The sequence below is a fragment of the Veillonella sp. Ser01 genome (assembly GCF_053850375.1).
This window is the reverse complement of the sequence record NZ_JBSPUA010000003.1, coordinates 115,775-137,585: the sequence shown is the minus strand read 5'-3', so window position 1 is coordinate 137,585 and position 21,811 is coordinate 115,775. Positions and strand designations below refer to the sequence as shown.

Genomic DNA, 21,811 nt, shown 5'->3' with positions numbered 1-21,811 from the left:
AGCTTACCCCTCTTGTGCCCATAATTCACGACTGCGTTCATGTACATAGTCTGTGAGCCAATGGAGCTTTTTAGGATCCGCCTCTGGGAATACGCCATGACCTAAGTTAAAGATATGACGCCCATAACGAACACCATCAAGTAAGATACGATCCACTTCGTGAGCTAATGTTTTTTCATCAGCGAATAAGTAGGCTGGATCGAGATTACCTTGTACCGTTTGTGTTACGCCTCGTTCATTAGCCATAACGATGGAACTACGCCAATCAAGAGCGATTACATCCAATGGTAAATGAGACCAAATAGATACGAGATGATCTGTACCAACACCATTCATAGCCATAGGCAAGTGAGGGTATCGCTCCTTTACAGTCTTAATAATGCGTTCCATATGAGGATAAATACCTTGTTTATATTGGTCCGCATTCACTGCACCAACCCAAGAGTCGAAGATTTGTAATGCATTCGCACCGGCTTCGGCTTGCATAGACAAATATTCAATGGACATATCTGCTAACTTTGTCATCAATGCATTCCACACATCTGGTGCACCGATGAGCATGCCACGAGTTTTGTTGTAATTCTTTGTAGGACCGCCTTCGATGAGGTAAGACGCAATCGTAAATGGTGCGCCACAGAACCCAATGAGCGGTACGTCGAGCATACCGGATGTTAATAACCTAATCGTTTTCCCAATATAATCTACCTTTGTAGGGTCAAAGGTATCTAATGTATCTACATCAGCCATGGAGCGAATCGGTGTATTAAACACAGGGCCCACACCAGCCTTGAGCTCTACATTTACATTCATCCCTGCCATGGGGCTCATAATATCCTTGTAAAGGATGGCTGCATCTACGCCGTATTCTTTTACAGGTAGCTCTGTAACACGAGCACACAACTCAGGCTCTTTTGTAATTTCAAAGAGCGTATATTTTTCTTTAATTTTGCGGTATTCCGCTTGGCTACGACCAGCTTGGCGCATATACCACACAGGTGTTACACCAGGGTTCTTACCTTGGATCATATCTAAATATGCTGTATTCAAGTACTCAACCCCTTTCTTTCTAATCAATACTAACACACTATGATAACTAAAACAGTTACTTTAGTTACATCATTTGTAACGTTATCATTACTATTCACTGTGAAAGCTATATACCTTCACAGGGGTTACATTTAATTGCGACTTAATCTATGGCAATCAATACCTGTAACGGATTGAGCCATATCAAATACAGAGCGTTGGCATGTAAACAACCAGATTTGTTGGTTCTTGCCTATTTCTGCTAATAGTTCTAACGCACTACGTTGACGGTTTTCATCAAAGCGCACGAGAATATCGTCTAGGATAATTGGCAAGGATTCAACTTGGTAAGAGAATACCTTAGCTAATGCTAGGCGCAATGCCAAGTATACTTGGTCGGCTAAGCCACTAGACCAGAACTTAAGTTCTAAGCGTTCTCCATTACCATTAACCAGTGCTACCCCTTCGTTGATGCCGAGGATATCAAAGGTGTAGATACCACCAGTCAAACGTTCTATATAAGAAGATGCCAATTCAAGCATGTGAGGCTGTTTTTCTTGCTCGTAAGATTGTTGCGCTTTATCCATGCAGTGGCTCATCAACACTTGGGTAGCCCAATCTTCGAGAGCAGATTCCAGTTCATTTTGTAACGCTTCACGCTCTTGAAGCATTTGGTGTTGCTCTTGGTCAGAACCTAGGGCACGCATAGATTCTACAATTTGCCCACGACGTTCATACAAGATAGCCAACTTATCTTCAATGGAAGCTATTTCTCGTTCAGAATGAGCTAACTCATCTAACCAATTATCCTTATTGCCTTCACGCAAGCGGCGATAGAATAAATCTTTATTCTCCGCATCAGGAGCTAATAAATCTAACTGTACCTGACTTTGCTTGTAAATGGTTTGCCATTGCTTGTATTGGTCTTCATCGATAAGATGTTGACGATACTCGTTAGAGCTTTCCATACCAGCCTTGTGCAATAGCTCTTGTTGACGAAGTAGCAATTCTTTTTCTTTGCGGTGCCAATTATCGTATTCATTGCGGAAGCTTTTACGTTGTGCTTCCTTTTGTTCCCATACAATTTTATTTTGTTGGAAGTTTTTATATTGGTTATAAATACGTTTTAACTCTGTAGGAGATACAGGCGCCTCAACACCAAGGTTATACCACAAGGTCATGGCTTGGTCTTCGATAACACGTAAGCCTTCTTTATGTTCTGCTAAGCGCTTTTCATAACCTTCAATAGTACGTAACTGTTCATGGTACTGATCGTACTCTTGTTTGAGTCCAAAGAAATCATCTTCGTTAAGGCTCTTCGCCGCACCTTGAGGCAACCAATTCTGCCAAGCTGCAAGGGCTTCATCATAAATAGCTTGCAACGTATGACCTTCTTGAATCCAACGATCAAGATGCGCTGCACCCTCTATGGATGGAATTGGGCTCACTACAGGTGTTGCGGCTTTCACAAGTGCCTCTAACTGATGTTCTACATCAGATTTACGAGATGACAAGATTTGTAACTCATAATTCAGTTTAGATACATCAGAATTGCCGTTATGACGTCTCCATGTAGCATACCAGAACAATGCCATAGATAGGATTAATAGTATAAAGCCGCCAATCGTATAGAGTACAGACTCTAATACTAATAAGCCTGCTAATACGAGTAAAACGCCAATCACTGCAGATACGCCACTAATGCGTTGTAACCACTTTGGCAAATTGCTCGGTTGTGCATCAGGACCATAGCTATCCCGTTTTTCTGTAACCCGATCTATATCCATCAAGATAAGCTCTAGTTCACGTTCGAGATGCTCTTTTTTCGCCAAATCCTCTTCGCTGTAATTTGGCAAGGATGCTCCGTCGAGATTGGCTGTTGGCAAATCATCAGAGGCCTCAGCAGGCTTGCGATCTTGCCAATGTAATAATTGATCTTTAGCAGTGCGCAAGCGACTTGCTAAGCGCTCTCCTTCAAACCAATTCACATCATCAGCCATCGGCTCATCATCACGCCACGCAGAATGCATAGAACGAGAAAACTCTAATTGTTCTCGTACCTTAAAGATATACGCATCCCCTTCTTCACACTCACGGCGCAATTGTTCCCACTTGGCGCCTTGTTGGATAAGGTCTTCAATATCTTGACCATACGTACCAAATGGACTATCCGGGCTAAAGTTAGCTGGCATCAAGGCCGCTTCCTTTTCCTGCCACAACTGCATATTATCTCGAGCTCGTTTGATTTCCTCATCGATGCGAAGGAACTCATCACGACTCAAGGCAAGCTCACTATTGTACTGTTGCATATGCATACGCGCTTCTTCGCTACGGCGATACGTATCCCATGCGCGCAATACGACGTCTATACCATCGCGGTATTCCTTCCACTCTTGCAACTGACCTTGTAATTCTGCCTCAGTCTGTTCCGTACTGTGAAAGGCTTTTTGCAATTCTACATATTGCGTTTCATGTTCGGCTAAATGGCTTAATTTTTGACGATTTTCTTTAAGCTCATCCATCAACACATTGATGCGGCGTTTACCATTGGAGGAAGCTACTAATAGATCAGTAGCGCCTTTTTCCACATCTTTTACGACCGAGCCTAAATGCTCGCCCCCTTCAGCACCGAAGAAACGAGACCGAACCTCTACCTCTTGTAGAACATCGAGACCTTGTAAGTCATCAAGGGTCAATGCAAAAATTCGATTATATGTTTTTTTATCAATACCATGCCACCAGTGTTGAGCTGGCTCCTCATGAATGGCTGGATTCCCAGGACTGTAAAAGTCTAGTTGTTTACCCTTACGACCAATGTAGTAGCTTTCACCATTACGCTCTACTTCAAGGGAACCCGTCATAGGTCCATAAGCCTTATGAGTACCGCCGAATAAAAGGGTGCGCATCCCTTCAAGCAAAGAGGTTTTGCCACTTTCATTAGGGCCATACATGAGCTGAACACCATGATTTCCCGTAATGAAAGACCAGTTGCGATACGGGCCAAATTCATCAAATCGTATGTGTTTAATGTTCATCGTTAGCCCCCATCAATACAGTAACACCTTCAATTTCACAGCGCTTCAAGGCGCGAAGCAATAATTCATCACTCAACAAATCGGCATATACACCTAAGCGTTTAAACTCAGGTCGTTCTGCCAAAATTTGACGTACCGTCTGTACCGCATTGCCATCAACCATATCGTCATAGGCGCGTAAATAATCCCCTACTACATCGGATAACAATCTACGTTCAGCCAAATTAATGCTAGGTCGCGTATTACAGATCATGCGGTACGGCATGACAAATATAGACTTGCTTTTCTCTTCACTTTGGGACTCTTGCAACCATAATTTGCGCACACCTTCTTGTGTACATAAACGATGCAATGGACCTGTACCTACGAGAACGATGGAAAGCAAGATATTTTTCTTATGTTGCTTACGGAGATTCTCTTTTTTATGGCGTAAAATTTCTAAGAATTCTGCTTCCGTTTTCATGCCTGCAATATCAATTTTGATTTCTTCAAAACGGATTGCACTTGTTTCAATGAAACGAGGTTCACAATGACCATTATGAGATACAGAGACGAGATAACACCCCTTAGGGCCTATTTCCTTGCGGTGTAAACCTTGGGGATTACCGGAATAGACAACAAGAGGTTCCTCGCTAAGAACTTGAGATTTGTGAATATGTCCTAACGCCCAATAATCCATAGCTGCCTCTGCAAGATCAGTTAAACTGCACGGGCCGGTCACATTATGGTTTTCAGAGCCTGCACTAGAACCGACTGTGCCGTGCATGACAGCCAGAGAAAATTCATCTCGTTCAAAGGCACGGTATTGGCGCGCATAATTGTCGCTTTCATTACCATGGCCACAGCTAATGCCGTAAACGCCACCAATTTCTATATTGTTAACAATTAATGGAAAACGTTGTACTTGTTCACTAGAGAATACATGCACATTATCAGGCATCTGCAATTGCGCCTTCCAACTTTCAGCAGGGTCATGATTACCTTGCACCATATATACTGCAATGCGATGTTCCGCCAAACGATACATGGCGCGCACAAAGCGTACTTGAGCCTCTAGATTATGGTCTTCGCTATTATAAATATCACCAGCTATGACAACAGCATGAACATGCTCATCAATAGCCGTGTCAATAATTGTATCAAAGGCTACATAGGTAGCTTCGCTCACGGCACGATCAACGGCGCGGCTAATACCTGTAGCATATTGAAAGGGTGCCCCTAAATGCAGGTCACCACAGTGTATAAATCGAAATGGCTGCATCTATATCCACTCCTTGTATTAGTACTTTTATTATAGTTATATATAGTAATTACAATATTTTATTATACTACAAAACCGTAAAGATTACTTAAAAATAACTATCAATCAATCTATCAAAATAGATACTAAAATATGGTATCTCCAATTAGATTCAAACTATACGCCTTACCTGTATTAAAAATGGTCTAAAACCTACTGCGACATTTTTGTTAACTTAAAAATACATTAAGTTGACAATTTATACACGAACGTTTACAATCAAATTGTCAATATTTTATGTTTTTATTAAGTTAACAATTCTTGGAGGCTATTATGGCTTTGCCTACAGATCAACAATCAACCCAAGTGGGTACATACGAAAAAATACTTACTATTGCCAACCGCATTATGAACGGCGGCGAAATCACTAAGGAAGAAGCAATCGAGCTGATTCATACTTCAGATGATGATACTATGATTTTACTTGCTATGGCCGATAAAATTCGCCAGCATTTCAATGACAACTCTGTGGATGTATGCGCCATTGTAAATGCACGATCTGGTAAATGCCCTGAAAACTGTAAATTCTGTGCTCAATCTGCACATCATGATACAGGTGTTCAAGAATATCCATTCATGGATGATGAAAGTATCCTTGATGCAGCTCGCAAAGCTAAAGAAGCAGGCGCTATTCGTTTTTCTATCGTAACGAGTGGTCGTAATACTAATAACCCAAACGAATTTAACCAAATCATTCGCGTATTAGACCGTATTAAAAACGAAGTAGGTCTCGAAATTTGCTGTTCTCTTGGTTTGTTAACTTATGAACAAGCTCTCAAATTAAAAGAAGTGGGTGTAACTCGATACCACTCCAATATCGAAACAGCGCCTAGTCACTTCCCAGATATTTGTACAACCCATTCCTACGAAGATAAAATGTCTACTATCGATAATGCTCAAAAAGCAGGCATTCGTGTTTGCTCTGGCGGTATTATTGGTCTAAACGAAACATTAGAACAACGCGTAGAGATGGCATTCGAGCTTAAACGCTTGCATATTGACTCTGTACCAATCAACATTTTGAATCCTGTTAAAGGTACACCATTTGAAAGTAATAAAGCATTACGTCCTCTAGATATTTTACGTACCTTCGCTGTGTTCCGTTTCATCTTGCCAAACGCATTGATTCGTACAGCTGGCGGTCGTGAAGTAAATCTTCGTGACTTACAAGCTTATGCTTTAAAAGGTGGCCTTAACGGCATCATGGTTGGTGGATACTTAACAACTGGTGGTCGTTCTCCACAAGATGATCTCCAAATGATTCAAGACTTGGAATTAGAGCGCAACGCTGCCCAAGTTTAAATTTCTGTATATACCATTCTCATTTGAGGATGTTGTATATAAAAAATATTCCTAAGATTTATAAATTTTTTACACATATAAAAAAAGAACCATCTAGTTTGCTGTGCTAGATGGTTCTTTTATTGCCATAATAAATTATAAATGGCTTGACCATTTGTATTGCCTTCAATAGGTTCTGGGTTTTCATTATACTCTACATTTTCATAAGGTGTACCGTCCGCCATGTACGCATCTACCTTTAACGTTTCCATGGTGCGATTATATCTACTTATATACACTTTATATCGCAATTCGTCGCCACCCAGTTCATTGACCCGCAGCCACAAAAGCGCATCATAGTCACTTTTTTGAACACTGTCATTGTCAATAAATAATTGGTTTCCTGACGCATCTGGTCCAACATAATACCAGTCCGTTGCGTTAGCGGTCCCCCCTATACTGAGTAGCCACAAAAGGGACAATATGGTTAATATTTTCCTCATATGACTGCTCCTCTCATGCCTTAGAGCTGTATACTTTATAAAACTCTAATAGCCATTAAACCTTTATAAAATATACAACTTCTCCTTTATATATAATACCAAAATTGCCCCATATTTATCAACAATAATTAAACTTAATTATTATCTTTTTTAGAATTTCAAGAAATTAAAAGAAATTTCTTAAAAAATTTCATTTTCAACTCATTTTTTGTTCTTATAATGACAATGTCAAATGATAAATAGAGGTAACAATTCCCTGGTTACCATACGTGTATTTATCTCCCGACAAGTAATACTAACCCCAAACCTACTACTTGTTTAAATACATGGTTCATTTGATATTAATACTAACACTCCCCTTACATGAAAAAAGGACTCCAGTTGGAGTCCTTTTTTCGTTGTATAAAACTTTAATAAATCTCAAAATATAAGCGTGTATAAATTCTATCTACTTTGTAATCCACGATAAACTAGTTCAAAAATAATTTTCTGAGCTTCTAACCACTCATCGCTCTGAGACCACTTATATTGTTTATTAACAGCATATAGACCGTGTACTAAAAATATAAAAATAGATACCCCCACATCAAATGAAATCCCAAGTGCTTCTGCCATAACTAGCCCTTGTCGATCTTTTTCACGTCCTATAATGCGTTGTAATACATATTCTGAAATTTGTTCATCTAAAAATAAAGGTAAATACTTTTTATGTCGTATAATACGCTGACATAACGGCAGTCTATCAAAAATAGAATTGTATGCTTCTCTCAACGCAACAGAATTAGAAGCAGCTGATAAGGTGTTAGCTATAGTTTGTAAATTATTGTTATCTACCATTCCCGGCTTTGAATAAGCGATTGCATCATCCACTAAATCATCAACAATTTCCATGATATTACTATAGTGTAAATAAAAAGTAGAACGAGTTATACCCGAAGCTTTACACAACGATGTTACTGTTACAGTCTCAAAAGAATTGTTTGCTAAACAACTAAGCAAGCCTTCTTTTAACAACATACGTGTCATTTCTTTTCGAGTTATCATATAACCTCCAATATAGACACTTTTATACAATGTGTCTATTAATAAACATAGTGTTAATTATTGTTGAGACTAGTATAACAAAACAAGGTACACTAGTTCTAGAGATTACAAATAATAATCTATTCAATTAAATCGACAATAATTTAATTAAGGAGATAACTATGACACAATATACTCACATTCGCAATGCCACAGGAAAATTAACAATAAAAAATACAACATTCCTTATTGATCCATTTTTAGCACCAAAAGATACTTATCCTGGCTTTGAAGGAACATTTAACTATCAACAAAGAATGCCTATGGTTGATTTACCTCTATCTATGGACCAACTATTAAGCGATGTAGACGCAGTAGTTGTTACACATACCCATCTTGATCATTGGGACGATAGCGCAGTTCAAGCTATTCCAAAATCACTTCCTATTTTTGTACAAAATTCAGCGGATCAAAAACTCATCAGCTCTCAAGGTTTTAATGATGTGCGCATCATTTTTGAAAGTGTGGACTTTAACGGCATTACATTAACAAAAACAGGTGGCTCTCACGGCACAATAGAAATGTATGCAAACCCTAATCTAGCAGCATTAGCCGGCGATGCAATGGGCGTAATTTTCGAAACATTAAATGAACCAACTGTGTACCTTGTAGGTGATACGATTTGGACAAGCGATGTGGAAAAAGCACTTCATCATTTCGACCCTAACGTTATTATTATGAACACTGGATATGCTCAAGTTTTAGGCTTTGAAGATAGTATTATTATGGGTACAAAAGATATTGGCCGCATGGTGGTACGCAAACCAGAGGCTAAAATCATTGCGGTTCACATGGATACAGTTAATCATACGGCAACAAGTCGTAAGGATGTGCGCAAATTTATCAAAGGCAACAACATTGAAAGCCATGTAGCAGTGCCTGAAGATGGTGAAACCATCACACTTTAGTAGGTCTAAAACAATTAGTACATTATACTACGGCTAATACAAGACTAGTAAAAAATCTATCCACAAACAATAAAAAACACCCTCTTAATTCTAATAGTCATAATAACTATAAGATCTATAGAGGGTGTTTTTGTACTTAACTACAAATTATAATCTATCAAAAGATAAACTATTTTACTTCAGCCCAACCTAAAGCAGCACGTTTAGCATCGATATCTGCTAAGATTTTTTCAGCTACTTTAGCAGGATCAGTATTTACATACATAACAGAACCTAAGATATCTTTAGTGTCTTCTTTAAGCCATTTTGTAACAGCATCAGAACCTTGTGTAGGTGGCTCAACGCAGTGGTAAGAGTTAATACCCATCAAGCGGAAGCCAAGGGATGCATCGATACCTTTTTCATTGGACCATTCAGGGCTAGACATTGCAAATGGCATTTGTGGTAAGTTAAGTCCTAATTCACCAGCGATACCAGCAAAAATACCGGAGGAACGTGCATTATCTACACATTCGCCAACATGCCATACTGGTGGTTGATCATCGCCTAAGAACTCTTGCAATGCAGGGCTACATTTTTTGTTAGCATCTGTATTACAGTAACCAAGTTTCATCAATGGGAAGGATGCACAACCATTTGTTAAGATGATACAACCATTTTTGATAAGTGTATCAACGATATCTACAGTAGCTTTTTCGTAGATAACGCGAGGGTTGGAACAACCTACTACGTTAACGATACCACGAACTTTACCAGATTTTAAAGCCTCTGCCAATGGTTTGAAGGAACCATAATGTTTAACAGTGGATTCTGGGGAGAAGCCCACTTCTGCAGTAATTTCGTATGGCGGAATGTATACAGGCATGCCTTTACGCAATTCATGAGCTTCAAGGGCACGATCCAAAATTTTGCGAGCCAATTCTTTTGTTTCAGACAAGTTAGTGTGATGATGATCGTAACCGATGTGTTCTGCACCTGGTAAACGAGCTGCATCAGATGTAGTGATAACTTTTGTGTTGAAGCAACGTGCTACGTCCATGATAGCAGGGTAAACGTCTTGAACGTCAGCTACCCAGCAATCAAGCGCGCCTGTACCAAGTACAAGTTCAGCACCGATAGCATTACACAATGGAATAACATTTTCATAACGATACATGCTGGACAAACCAGAGCAGCAGATACCGTAGAATTGGATACCTTTAGCACCGATAGCTTTCGCTTTTTCTAAGTACTCTTCGGACGCACCAATCTTACAAATTTGAGAAACCAATGTTGGTAAGTGACCATGAACAGCGATATTTACATAACCTTTTTTCAAGGCACCAATGTTAACTTTAGAAGTACGACGACCACCAAGACCGAACAATGCGTCTGTTGCGATGTCGGCAGCTACTACGCCTGTGAATGTGAACGCAAGACCACAACGTAAGAATTGTTTCATGTTGCTTTCCCAATCGCCATCTGTACCTACGCATGTACGATGATATGCATCAAATGCTTCATTGTACGCGGAAATAGGCAAGATATCTAAGTTTTTCCAAACTTCGCGACGTTCAGTAGGAGCTAATGCAGTAATTGTTTTATATTCACCTGGCAATGCACGGCTCAAGTCTTCGAGCAATACATCAGCTAAATCATTAGCTACCTCTTTCAAGGAACGACCTTCTTCAGGGATGTTGAAAGCCTTACATACAGTACGGATTTTTTCTTCCCCTAAAATTGGAATATCCAATTGATCATTAGCAGCAGCTTTCAAAGAAATCAAAATTTCACGAGCATGCGCGCCATGTTGAGTCAAACCACCAGCTGCAGCACGTGTCATATTACGAGCTACGATAAGGTCCGCATCGGCACCGCAGACGCCACGAGGACTCTTAGGTGTAATTTTACATGGACCCATGAAGCAGATGCGGCAACATACGCCTGCAATACCGAAAGTACATTGTGGTTGTTGTTTATCGAAACGATCAAATACTGTATCACAACCGATTTGTTCCATGCGAAGAATCATTTCGCGTACAGCTGGATCTGGTGTTTGTTCGATAACATCTTGTTTTGTAGGCCATGTTTTACGGTATTCCGCAACGGCTTTCATGTAGTCATTTACACCATGTTCATGCGGTACTCCTGGTTCATGAGTGTGTGGCACCCATTTATCCGTTGGTAGCGCTTTGCCATGACTATGGTCGTGACCATGTTCATGATCGTGGTCATGATGATCATGGTCGTGATCGTGATGGTGACCGCCACAATGGCAGTGGTCATGGTCATGATGATGGTCATGATCATGATGGTGATGATGTTCACCATGGCTATGGTCATGGGTATTTTTATTTTCCACATCTTTACTCATAATAAACCTCCTAGGGGCCTACGTAGGCCAGCTGACAATAATAAGAAAACATATTCTACATTTATTTCAAGTTAATTCCACCATAATGATGGACTTTAAATCCTATCTCCAAAATATGTTTTAAACTACTATAAGTATATTTTCTGAAAGGATATTTGTCAATTAAATTTTGAGAAATTTTTGACCCATTTATGCTTATAAAACATTATAATAACTACATTTATCAAATTCGATACTTTCAGATTTCTTTCATAAAACGAAAGAGATTAATTCCTAAAAATTATAGGAATTAATCTCTTTTATTTATATGACACATTATCTATATATTTATGTATCCAACTTATTATTCGATAATAGTATTAAATTCGCCAATATTCTATCTGTATAATTTATAAGAATTGTTGCATGATCTGAGCCACTTCAGGCAAATGGAATCGCTTTGCTCTATCTGATCTTGCTACAAGAACTAATTGACGGAAACATAGTTTTGATGCTAAAGGATAGAATTTAACTTTATCATCATCGCCCTTACTATTTAATGTGCTTGGCAAGAATGTAATACCATAGTCATCTTCTACTAAAGAACGGCAGGTATCTAAGTTTTCAGAACCAATAACAGCTTTTGGCACAAAGGATTCAGCCTGACATAGACGATTTACCAAAGTTCGTAACTTAAGGCCTTCTCTTATGAGAATAAAAGGGAAAGACCCAAATGGTGCTATCTCATGTATTCCATTCGGTGTCATGAGCGAGTCAGCAATAGCTATAGCTTTTTTATTCTCTACACTAACAGCTAATAAAATTTGCTCATCTAACACAGGATAACTTTCAAGAGCTTGAGAGTAAATTGGTGTTGGAAATAAACCTACATCAACTAATCCATCACAAATTTGTTGCTCCAAAAAATGGGACTCCCCTTCTACTACATGAAATTCCCAGGATGGCTCAATTTGTTGAAAGCTCTTCAATGTTTTACCTAACATATGGTGACCATAGAATTGAGATAATCCAATACGCACATGATAAGCCGCGTCAGACCCTTGATTAATGATAGACTGCGTTAAAGCCTCTACCTTTCCTACTAAAGGCATACCCTCTTTAGCAATTTGTAAGGCTGCAGCGGTTGGTACAACCTTTGTCCGATCTCGAGCAAATAAAGGCACCCCTAACTCAGCCTCAATGCGACGAATACTTTGACTCAATGCAGGTTGAGAGATATATAGTTTTTTAGACGCCTTTGAAAATGATGCCATCTCAACGATGGTACTTATATATTTAATATCCTTTATATCCATAAAAACACCTTATAACAAAACATTATTGATTTATCATAAGTATATATTACCACAAAAGAAAGAACCCTCCACAAGGAGGGCTCTTTCTTTAAAGTTTTAAATAATCTTAAGACAGAAATTAAACTGACTCAATATATTACATTAGAGTTTTTAATACATCCAATACTTCTTGTGGCAATTCGTTTTTATGACCAATAAGTTTTTCTACATAGTCATAGCGGAACTCGAAAGCTTTGTGTAATTGGTGATGGTATTCACGCACTTGGAATGGTGGTTCAAAACCAGGAACCTCAACATAAGAGAGGTTTTCATATTTATAGAATGGTTTGAAGTCCAATGTACCTTCTACCAAACGTTCCAATAAATCAAGAGTTACTTCTTTAGGAATTTTATTTTCCAAGAAGAAACCTGTATTCATAATGTAGCATTGTACGCCACATTCAGAGAACAATTTTTTGTAGCTTTCATAGTCACAAACCAATGGATATGTGCGGAATGGATTTGCATAAGGCTCAATAACAAGTGCGTTCGGATCAACGTGAGCATCGAGTTTTTCAGCAGTAGAACGACGTGTAGCAAGAGTTGCGCCCATTGTAGATGCCAAAACAGGGTCATTAATTTTAAGGATTGGTGGCAAAGTTTTATCTTTCATAAGCCATACAATGGCATTAACTGGTTGATCTACGTAGTTTACACGATTATCTGTCCAGAATTGAGATTTAATAGCGCGACCATTATTATTACGCACATCTTCTGCCAACACAACCTTACGGCCATCCTCATCCATAGTTACGCCAACATTTTGTAGAGTCAACAAGAATTCATTAGCAGGATGTTCCACAGGATAGTCTTGCATTTTGTCGAAATATGTAGGTTCAAGAGCAATAGAACTCAAGTCATTAGTATTGATGATATACGCATCGTCATGCAAGATAGAAATATCATAACGACCATCGTGTTTTTCATGAGTCAATGTAGATTTACCGGAACCGGACAAGCCAAATACACCGATTGTGTAGCTTTTACCATTATCAAGGTTGTAACGTTTCATACCACCATGGCAAGCAACATAGCCGAGGCGATTTGCCAAGGACCATGCCAATGTAAGGGTACCTTTTTTATGCTCACCAAAGTAGCGCATACCAAGAATCATAGCACAGTTATGAGCTGGGTCAAAAATAGCAAGCCCACCTGGATGACCTGGCACTACATAGTCAGGATCAGAATAGATATAAATATCGCCTTCTGGAATTTCTACACTATCATTGTAGAATTCTTTTACAGCAGCATCAAAGAACTTGAAGTTCATGATCCAAGAATACAAAATAGATGCGTGATCTTTTGGAATCATCAAATGCGCACGAGCGGTGAATTTTTTATCTAAACCAACAATAGCTTGAGCAGCAATCCACTCTTTATCGCGGCTATCATACACAGCATCACGTGCAATATTAGCAAGTTCCACTTCGTCAATGCCTTCATCGCCAATAATGCGACGAGCTTTTGCATAGCGACCTGTAGTTTTACCATCGTTTGTAACTAGTACCTTTGCATCAGCTGGCAAACCTTGCTCGCATGGTTTATATACAGGCATATCGAGGACGATAACGCCAGGTTCTTCAGTGGCAAATTGATACGCTTGTGCCACAGATGTAATAGGCGTTACATTGTTTCCATAAAATGCAGTTTCAATAGTACTGCGCATCTTAGAAAATAATGGGTTTGTTTTAATTTCACTTTGCTTCCAAACGCGTCTTGTCGACATAGTATCCAGATCCTCACCTTTAATATATACGTAATTTCTCTTGTAAAAGTAGTTTAAGATAAGAAAATACTGCCTCGGCAAATACTTTCATTATGTTTTATTGTACCCTTTTCAGACAAATTTGTATACATAAAACAGATGAATTATAGGAAATTAATGTATGTTTATTTTGAATTAGTGCAACACATCTTTAACAACAAAAATTGATAACTAATCATTCCATAACGATGCAACCAAGGTAAATAACATATGATTCAATATTCATAGACACTGCACAATACTAATAACAAAATAAAATGAGGCAAGGTCCTAAGACCTCACCTCTTTCATATTTAAAAGCTCAATTATTTCTTATTTTTATTAATGAATGCATCAATTTTACCAATCAAATCATTTACATCAAAATCACCGCGTTCCGCAATCATCTTGATGGTAGCCACCTTAGCCATTACTTTTACCATAGGTGTTTTCAATTTTTCAAATTTAGGATTTAAAGAAATTAAATAATCTACCACCTCAGGACTTTGTTTAATCAAATTAGAAAGAGTTGTTTTTGCATCGATATGGAATCGACCATTTGCATCAGCTGTTAACGGTTCTTCCTCTACCTCTTCGGCAGCCTCTTGAGCCAATGATTTTTCTTTGCTACTATCGCCTACAAAGTCAGTTTTATCCCAAGTCAACAATGTACGGGATCCTTCTAATTCACGGATATGCGTGCAATCTTGCATCATTTCTAGTACACCACGGAATTTACCATTTTCATCGCGTACCGCCGTGTAGATAACATAGATAAACAAGCCCGGCTTATTGATCCAGAATTCTGCTTGGCTTTGTTCACCAGAACGGAATTTCTCTACGATTTCTTCTACTATGTGAACAGACTTCGCTGGATGACAGTTCTTAACCTCACGGCCAATAACGTTAGCACTGCGAGGGAAAATGCGATGTGGTGTGTCGCTGTAGAACTTAACAAGTTCATTTTCATCTACATAGGATAAATCCACAGGAAGATGACGGAATAACAAATTGATTTGTTCCAATGTCAATTTGCCAGTGGCTACATCTAGAACAGCATCCTTATTTACAGCTGCACCGCCTACAGGACCAACATATTTGGATAATAGACCTGCTAAATCGTTTAGGAACTCATTAGATACACCGTTTTGACCGGAGTTATTTGCATTTAGTTGCGCCGCAGAATCATTGATGCCCGGCACTACATATAAACCTGGCGGATCAATGATAGCATAACCAATTTCATGATCATTCTTGCTCATACGAACAAACTCTTCATCGCTTAACAATTTATAAGATGTGGGCAATAGTACTTCTAACTCTTTGGAGTTCAAATCGCGTAACTTCTCTAACGTTTCTGGTACAGATGCTAAGAATTCTTCGTATTTATCCTCCCGTAGCAATGCATAGGATACAGAGATAGCATCGCGTACGCCGTCATCAAAGGTCCACATAATACGTGTTGGGCGGTCAAAACCATGATCTTCTAGCATTGGATACAGTTGATTTTGCTTACGAGACAGATGCGTTCTCCATTGCGCTAAAGAATCAAAGATACCTAGCCACGGGTTCTTGATAAACTGCTCTTGCTTCAATAGTTCATCTGCTTCAAGAGCCACCTTTTCAACAGCATTGATTTCTTCTAAGTACACCCACAACGGATGATTTTCAGGATACTCATTTTCTGCGCGAACTAATACGCCATCAAACAAGTTCAATAGTTCATCCATCTTGTCTAAGATTTCTTCATCTTTGTAAACACCTTTTAAGCTTTGCTCTGCATAAGCAAACTCATCAGGCGTACAAGTACCTAGTTTTTCTTTCAAAATGCGATTGCCCTCTTCTAAGGACAATTTGCCGTCTAAATAATCTTCTTTAACGGACACAATAATTCTGTAACGTTCATTGTTAATATCTAGCTTTTGTTTTAATGGATTCATATCTATATACCTCCAAGGGTTAATTGATGATTATAAATCCATTATATCATTTTGAAAATTATTTTCAGTAGCTATAGATACAGTTTTATTATTTTGTAAAAGTTTCTCAACTAGATTTGCTTAATTGTGGTTAACATCTAATTAAAAGTAATTTACACAAATAGTGCATCATCTTAAGATTTCACACAAAAAAGCACCCATACCATTGTAACGGCCCCAAAGAGTCTAACTTTTTGAGGTCACTACACATGTACGGGTGCTTTTTATTAGTTATTAAAATCAATATATTCTGTTTTAGAAGATGCCACTGGATTACCATTGGAATCAGTAGCAGGGTTAAATCGCCATGTAGAGATCTTTTCTACAAGTGCTTCGTCAAGAGCAGTGATTCCACTGGACTTTACGACTTCTATATCTCCTACAGAGCCATCTTCATTAATGGTAAAACGCACATCAGCACTATGAGCTGCGCCACCATAACCAGCAATATTAATTTGATCTAAGGATGGTGTAGATATCGCTACAGGAAGTTGGAATGGAGCCGCCAACACAGAGGCTACCATACTAGTTACAAACAATGCGCTTAACACAGTACAACGCAACACTTTATTCATCATATTCTCCTTATTTAGCTGTTACAGCTTGTTTAGGTAGAGTAATTGTCATCCCAATAATAGATTCATGAGCTTTTTGATCCACCCCAATAGCAGGTGTGAATTTCCACTGCATGATTGCTTTTTTTACGGCTTCATCAACTGGAGCATAACCAGAGGAACGTTCTACAAATACATTTTTAACATTCCCTTTTTTATCAATCAAGAAGCGTACACGCATATTAGGTGCGACCGTAGCTGTTTGAGGAATCTCAGGCAACTCAGGTTTTACAATTTCCACTTCTCGTGGAGATTCTAAGAACTTAGCCGCATCAGCCGTATAATTACCTAATACGCCAAAAGATGCAACAAGTAAAGCCGCCGCAGTGAATCTGAATAATTTATTCATAATAAGCCTCCTTATTAACTCGTATCTATGCATAATATCATACTAAATAAAGATGAATATTTAAAGAACATTTTCTTGTTGATAATTTTTCTCATTTATGATATATTGAACACAAGATAACTGTTCGGACTTACATATCAGGTAGATATGACAAAAACTACACAAAGGAGGTTCATCATGAGACGTAGAAAGCGTATTCAAATGAAGGTCATGATGGTACTTGGTATCGTTGCCCTCGTTGGGCCTAACCATCTACAAGCTCTCATCCACTAATGGATCGTGACCCTAGCAGACGAACGTATAACTGCCAATAGCCGCTACGTTAGTAGCGGCTATTTTTCTGTTTAAATCGGGGTAGTAAATCACCTTTTCAAAGCATTTTATCTGTTACTTATGTATTCTTAATTATTTATATTGGTTTTTCTACATTGTCATTACATCATTTTTGTATTAACAAGATAACTAAAGTTTTTAAATTCACTAACTATAAAAAGGAGGTTTATTATGAAGTTCAACCGAGTCGTATTAGTCGTTATATCATTAGCACTTATGTTACTAGCCCTTGCAGGCTGTGGTAAGGATGCAGCACAGGACAGTCAAAAGAAATTAAACGTCGTCGCCACAACGACAATGTTAACGGATTTAGTAAAAGAAATTGGCGGTGACCATGTATCTGTACAAGGTCTCATGGGTCCTGGCGTAGACCCTCACCTCTACCAAGCGAGCGCCGGCGATGTAACAACTATGTCTAAGGCAGATGTTGTGGTGTACAACGGCATCCACTTAGAAGGTAAAATGGGTTCTATTTTTGACAATTTAACAAAACAAAATAAAGCTACTATCCGCGTATCTGACGCTATTGATCCAGCCACTCTACTCGACTTTGACGAAGAAGATGGTGTAAAAACTAAAGACCCTCACATTTGGTTCGATGTAGCTAACTGGAAACTAGCAGCCAAAGCTGTTTATGAAGGTCTTGCGAAAGCAGATCCAGCACATAAAGAAGATTTCAAAAAACGATATGATGCGTACCTTACTAAATTAGATGAAACAGATGCATATATCAAAGCACAAGCAGAATCTATTCCTAAAGAATCCCGCGTTCTAGTAACAGCCCACGATGCATTCCAATACTTTGCTCGCGCTTATGGCTTTGAAGTAAAAGGTTTGCAAGGTGTAAGTACTGCTACAGAGGCAGGCACACAAGATGTAAATGAACTTGTGCAATACATCGTAGATCATAAAATTAAAGCTATCTTCGTAGAATCTTCTGTACCACACAAAACAATTGAAGCCGTTCAAGAAGCAGCTAAGGCTAAAGGCTGGAATGTTGCCATCGGTGGCGAATTATACTCTGACTCCCTCGGCTCAGAAGGCACTGAAGGTGGCACATATATTGGCATGGTAAAAGCTAATATCGATACAATTGTTAAAGCACTTAAATAAAGGAGGTCTCCATGGAATGGGCCGTTGAAGTTGAAGATATGACCGTAGCCTATACGACAAAACCCGTATTATGGGACGTAGATATGAAGGTACCCATCGGTTCTTTAGCGGCCATCGTCGGCCCTAATGGAGCTGGTAAATCTACATTATTAAAGGCCATGTTAGGCCTATTAACAGTTATCTCAGGTAGTGTTAAGTTTTATATCGACCACCACTTAGCGATGGACAAAAAGGATTACAAGAAAATCGCCTATGTCCCTCAAAGCGGTAGCGTAGACTGGGACTTTCCTACTACCGTATTAGACGTTGTCCTTATGGGTCGTTATGGTCATCTAGGTTGGTTCAAACGACCAAGTAAAAAGGATAAGGAGCTGGCCCTCTCCATGATTGAAAAAATGGGCATGAGCGACTATGTAAATAGGCAAATCCGTCAGCTTTCAGGGGGCCAACAACAGCGTGTATTCCTCGCGAGAGCCCTCGTACAAGAGGCAGATATTTACCTCATGGACGAGCCTTTCAAGGGCGTCGATAAAAGAACGGAGCACGCTATTATTTCACTTTTACAAGAAATGAAAGCGCGGGGCAAAACGGTTATCGTCGTTCACCACGATTTAAATACGGTGCCTCAGTATTTCGACTGGGTAACGATGGTCAATAAGCAAACTGTTGCCTATGGCCCCGTGTCAGATACCTTTACAGACGAAGCCATTGAACGCACCTACGGTAAGGGGAGGATTGTATGACCATACTCCAATCCTACACGACGCAAATGGTATTGCTCGGCACAGCACTCTTGGGCCTTGCCAGTGGTATTGCAGGCACCTTTGCAGTACTACGCAAGGAAAGCCTCATCGGTGACGGCCTCTCCCACGCGGCACTGCCCGGTGTAGTCATCGCGTTCTTGCTGACCGGCATAAAAGACATTGAAGTACTGATTATAGGTGCTGCTCTGTCCTCTATTACTGCGGCGTGGCTCATTACCATCGCAGTAGAAAACAGTAAAATCAAATTCGATGGCGCTCTAGCTACTATACTATCTGCTTTCTTTGGTCTTGGTATGGTTCTACTCACCTACCTTCAAAGTCTAAACAATGCAGGTCAGGCGGGACTTTCAAAATTTATATTTGGACAGGCCGCCACCATATTAGCTCGCGATGTGTACATCACATCGGCGGCAGCGCTCATCATTATCGTTTTAACAGCTTTATTTTGGAAAGAGCTAAAACTCATCTCTTTCGACGTAGAATATGCTAAAACATTACAAATTCCCGTCACCTTTACACTCATTTTATATCGTTCCCTATTGATCATGACCATCATCATCGGCATTCAATCAGTAGGTGCTATCTTAATCAGTTCTCTCCTCATTGCACCGGCCGTAGGGGCCCGTCAGTGGACAAACAAGCTAGGTACCATGTGTATACTAGCAGGATGTTTCGGCATGGTATCTGCCATGGGTGGTACCCTTTGGAGTACAACAGTACAAAAACTGCCTACAGGACCTGCAATCATCGTCATTCTGTCAGTTATCGTACTGTTGAGCCTCATTTTTGCACCTAATAGAGGCATTTTATGGCAATATCGTAAAAACAAACAATCAAAACAAGCTTTACTATCTGAAACCGCAAAAATAAGTCCCGCCGATTTGCAACAAAAGATATATAGAGCAGACAGTGGACAGCCTCATATAGGAGGTGCCCCATGACAGTACATACAGAGATTTTACTCATCGCCATCGCAGTATCCATCGCGTGCGCTATCCCTGGTGTATTCCTCGTGCTGCGCCGCATGTCCATGATGGCCGACGCCATTACGCACACCGTATTCCTTGGCATCGTGCTCGCATTCTTTGTAACGGAAGACTTAAACTCTCCCTTGCTTTTAGTAGGGGCCACCTTAGTCGGCGTAGGAACGGTATGGCTTACAGAGATGGTTCATAACACGGGCCTCGTCAACGAAGACGCGTCCATTGGTATCATCTTTCCGCTCCTCTTCTCCATTGCCATCATCCTCGTCAGTCTCTATAGCGGCAACGCACACCTTGACGTAGATACAGCACTTCTAGGGGAAATCGCGTTCGCTCCATTCGACAGATGGATTGTAAACGGTACCGACTTAGGTCCTGTATCACTATGGATTTCCCTTGGGGTAGCGGTCATCAACCTCGTATTAGTTATGCTCTTCTACAAGGAATTGCAGCTCTCTACCTTCGATCCACTATTAGCAGGGCTTTTCGGCTTCATGCCCGCCCTCATCCACTACGTGCTGATGACCATGGTATCCCTTACCGTTGTGGCCTCCTTCCAAGCGGTAGGTGCCATCCTCGTTATTGGCCTCATGATCGGACCTGCGGTTATCGCTTATTTATGGACGGACTCTGTGAAAGCCATGCTCACTAGCAGTATCATCATCGGCATTATCTGTGCCGTCATCGGTACGGAAGTTGCTTTCACCCTAGACGTATCCATTGCAGGCGCCATCGCAACGACGATCGGTATCGCTTTATTAATTGCCGTTATTTGCACGCCAAAGACAGGCTATATCGCAACCTATCTTCGCCAACGCCACTTGCGTCGTCACTATCGAGAAACGATGATGCTCTGCCACATCTATACTCATATGAATACACCTGTGGCGGCCATTGAAAACGGTATCGGTACCATTCACGAACACTTGAACTGGAAGCCAGACTATACACACCAAGCCGCATCACACCTTAAGAAACAAGGCTTGTTGTATGTAACAAATGGGTACTATATGCTGACCGATAAAGGCGTGGCACAAGTGAAAGAAATCATTTAATTAACGTTAATCAGACACCTCTAAAATACATACTTTTCCAACAAAAAGGAGCTG

General features: G+C 39.8%; 17 protein-coding genes. 6 read left to right on the top strand and 11 right to left on the bottom strand.

Annotation, left to right across the window (positions count from 1 at the left end):
- Positions 1-3: 3 nt before the first annotated feature.
- The 3 genes from hemE to ACWTVK_RS06915 all read right to left on the bottom strand — a co-directional run bounded on the left by hemE (position 4) and on the right by ACWTVK_RS06915 (position 5,322).
- Positions 4-1,047: a uroporphyrinogen decarboxylase gene (gene hemE, locus ACWTVK_RS06925; RefSeq protein ID WP_303939624.1), complete on the bottom strand. Its 1,044-nt coding sequence runs from the start codon at positions 1,045-1,047 to the stop codon at positions 4-6.
- 131 nt (positions 1,048-1,178) lie between these two features.
- Positions 1,179-4,061 carry an AAA family ATPase gene (locus ACWTVK_RS06920; RefSeq protein ID WP_456046386.1) on the bottom strand — a complete coding sequence of 961 codons (2,883 nt, stop codon included), beginning with the start codon at positions 4,059-4,061 and terminating at the stop codon, positions 1,179-1,181.
- Positions 4,051-5,322 (bottom strand): metallophosphoesterase family protein, encoded by a 1,272-nt coding sequence (locus ACWTVK_RS06915; protein WP_456046385.1) that lies wholly within the window; start codon positions 5,320-5,322, stop codon positions 4,051-4,053. Before ACWTVK_RS06915 ends, ACWTVK_RS06920 begins: the two co-directional genes overlap by 11 nt.
- A gap of 312 nt (positions 5,323-5,634) precedes the next feature.
- Between ACWTVK_RS06915 and bioB the strand changes: the two genes are divergently transcribed.
- Positions 5,635-6,663, top strand: a complete 1,029-nt coding sequence (gene bioB, locus ACWTVK_RS06910; RefSeq protein ID WP_456046384.1) for a biotin synthase BioB — start codon at positions 5,635-5,637, stop codon at positions 6,661-6,663.
- Positions 6,664-6,782: 119 nt separating this feature from the next.
- Here bioB and ACWTVK_RS06905 read toward each other — a convergent pair whose 3' ends face one another.
- Positions 6,783-7,145: a hypothetical protein gene (locus ACWTVK_RS06905; RefSeq protein WP_005387626.1), complete on the bottom strand. Its 363-nt coding sequence runs from the start codon at positions 7,143-7,145 to the stop codon at positions 6,783-6,785.
- A 444-nt stretch (positions 7,146-7,589) separates the two neighbouring features.
- Positions 7,590-8,189, bottom strand: coding sequence for a TetR/AcrR family transcriptional regulator (locus ACWTVK_RS06900; RefSeq protein ID WP_456046383.1), 600 nt, complete (start codon positions 8,187-8,189; stop codon positions 7,590-7,592).
- Positions 8,190-8,350: 161 nt separating this feature from the next.
- Here ACWTVK_RS06900 and ACWTVK_RS06895 point away from each other — a divergent pair, with 161 nt between their 5' ends.
- Entirely contained in the window at positions 8,351-9,136 is a 786-nt protein-coding gene (locus tag ACWTVK_RS06895; protein ID WP_456046382.1) for an MBL fold metallo-hydrolase, read from the top strand.
- 169 nt (positions 9,137-9,305) lie between these two features.
- On the opposite strand, the gene cooS is transcribed toward ACWTVK_RS06895, so the two are convergent.
- From cooS to ACWTVK_RS06865, 6 genes are all read right to left on the bottom strand, one after another.
- Positions 9,306-11,489, bottom strand: a complete 2,184-nt coding sequence (cooS, locus tag ACWTVK_RS06890) for an anaerobic carbon-monoxide dehydrogenase catalytic subunit (protein ID WP_456046381.1) — start codon at positions 11,487-11,489, stop codon at positions 9,306-9,308.
- 389 nt (positions 11,490-11,878) lie between these two features.
- Positions 11,879-12,784, bottom strand: a complete 906-nt coding sequence (locus tag ACWTVK_RS06885) for a LysR family transcriptional regulator (protein WP_227283320.1) — start codon at positions 12,782-12,784, stop codon at positions 11,879-11,881.
- Positions 12,785-12,920: 136 nt separating this feature from the next.
- On the bottom strand, positions 12,921-14,549 hold the full coding sequence (locus ACWTVK_RS06880) for a phosphoenolpyruvate carboxykinase (ATP) (protein WP_303939635.1): 1,629 nt from the start codon (positions 14,547-14,549) through the stop codon (positions 12,921-12,923).
- A 344-nt stretch (positions 14,550-14,893) separates the two neighbouring features.
- Positions 14,894-16,507, bottom strand: a complete 1,614-nt coding sequence (locus ACWTVK_RS06875; RefSeq protein ID WP_456046380.1) for a PAS domain-containing protein — start codon at positions 16,505-16,507, stop codon at positions 14,894-14,896.
- Between the two features lie 266 nt (positions 16,508-16,773).
- A complete protein-coding gene (locus ACWTVK_RS06870; protein ID WP_456046379.1) occupies positions 16,774-17,121 on the bottom strand; it encodes an energy transducer TonB in 348 nt (115 codons plus the stop codon).
- 10 nt (positions 17,122-17,131) lie between these two features.
- A complete protein-coding gene (locus ACWTVK_RS06865; protein WP_298698248.1) occupies positions 17,132-17,509 on the bottom strand; it encodes an energy transducer TonB in 378 nt (125 codons plus the stop codon).
- Positions 17,510-18,013: 504 nt separating this feature from the next.
- Between ACWTVK_RS06865 and ACWTVK_RS06860 the strand changes: the two genes are divergently transcribed.
- The 4 genes from ACWTVK_RS06860 to ACWTVK_RS06845 are packed head-to-tail and all read left to right on the top strand — an operon-like array spanning position 18,014 to position 21,757.
- On the top strand, positions 18,014-18,955 hold the full coding sequence (locus tag ACWTVK_RS06860) for a metal ABC transporter solute-binding protein, Zn/Mn family (protein WP_456046378.1): 942 nt from the start codon (positions 18,014-18,016) through the stop codon (positions 18,953-18,955).
- Positions 18,956-18,966: 11 nt separating this feature from the next.
- Positions 18,967-19,698: a metal ABC transporter ATP-binding protein gene (locus ACWTVK_RS06855; RefSeq protein ID WP_456046377.1), complete on the top strand. Its 732-nt coding sequence runs from the start codon at positions 18,967-18,969 to the stop codon at positions 19,696-19,698.
- Positions 19,695-20,660, top strand: a complete 966-nt coding sequence (locus ACWTVK_RS06850) for a metal ABC transporter permease (RefSeq protein ID WP_456046376.1) — start codon at positions 19,695-19,697, stop codon at positions 20,658-20,660. The genes ACWTVK_RS06855 and ACWTVK_RS06850 overlap by 4 nt, the downstream gene beginning before the upstream one ends.
- A complete protein-coding gene (locus ACWTVK_RS06845) occupies positions 20,657-21,757 on the top strand; it encodes a metal ABC transporter permease (RefSeq protein ID WP_456046375.1) in 1,101 nt (366 codons plus the stop codon). Before ACWTVK_RS06850 ends, ACWTVK_RS06845 begins: the two co-directional genes overlap by 4 nt.
- Positions 21,758-21,811: the final 54 nt, after the last annotated feature.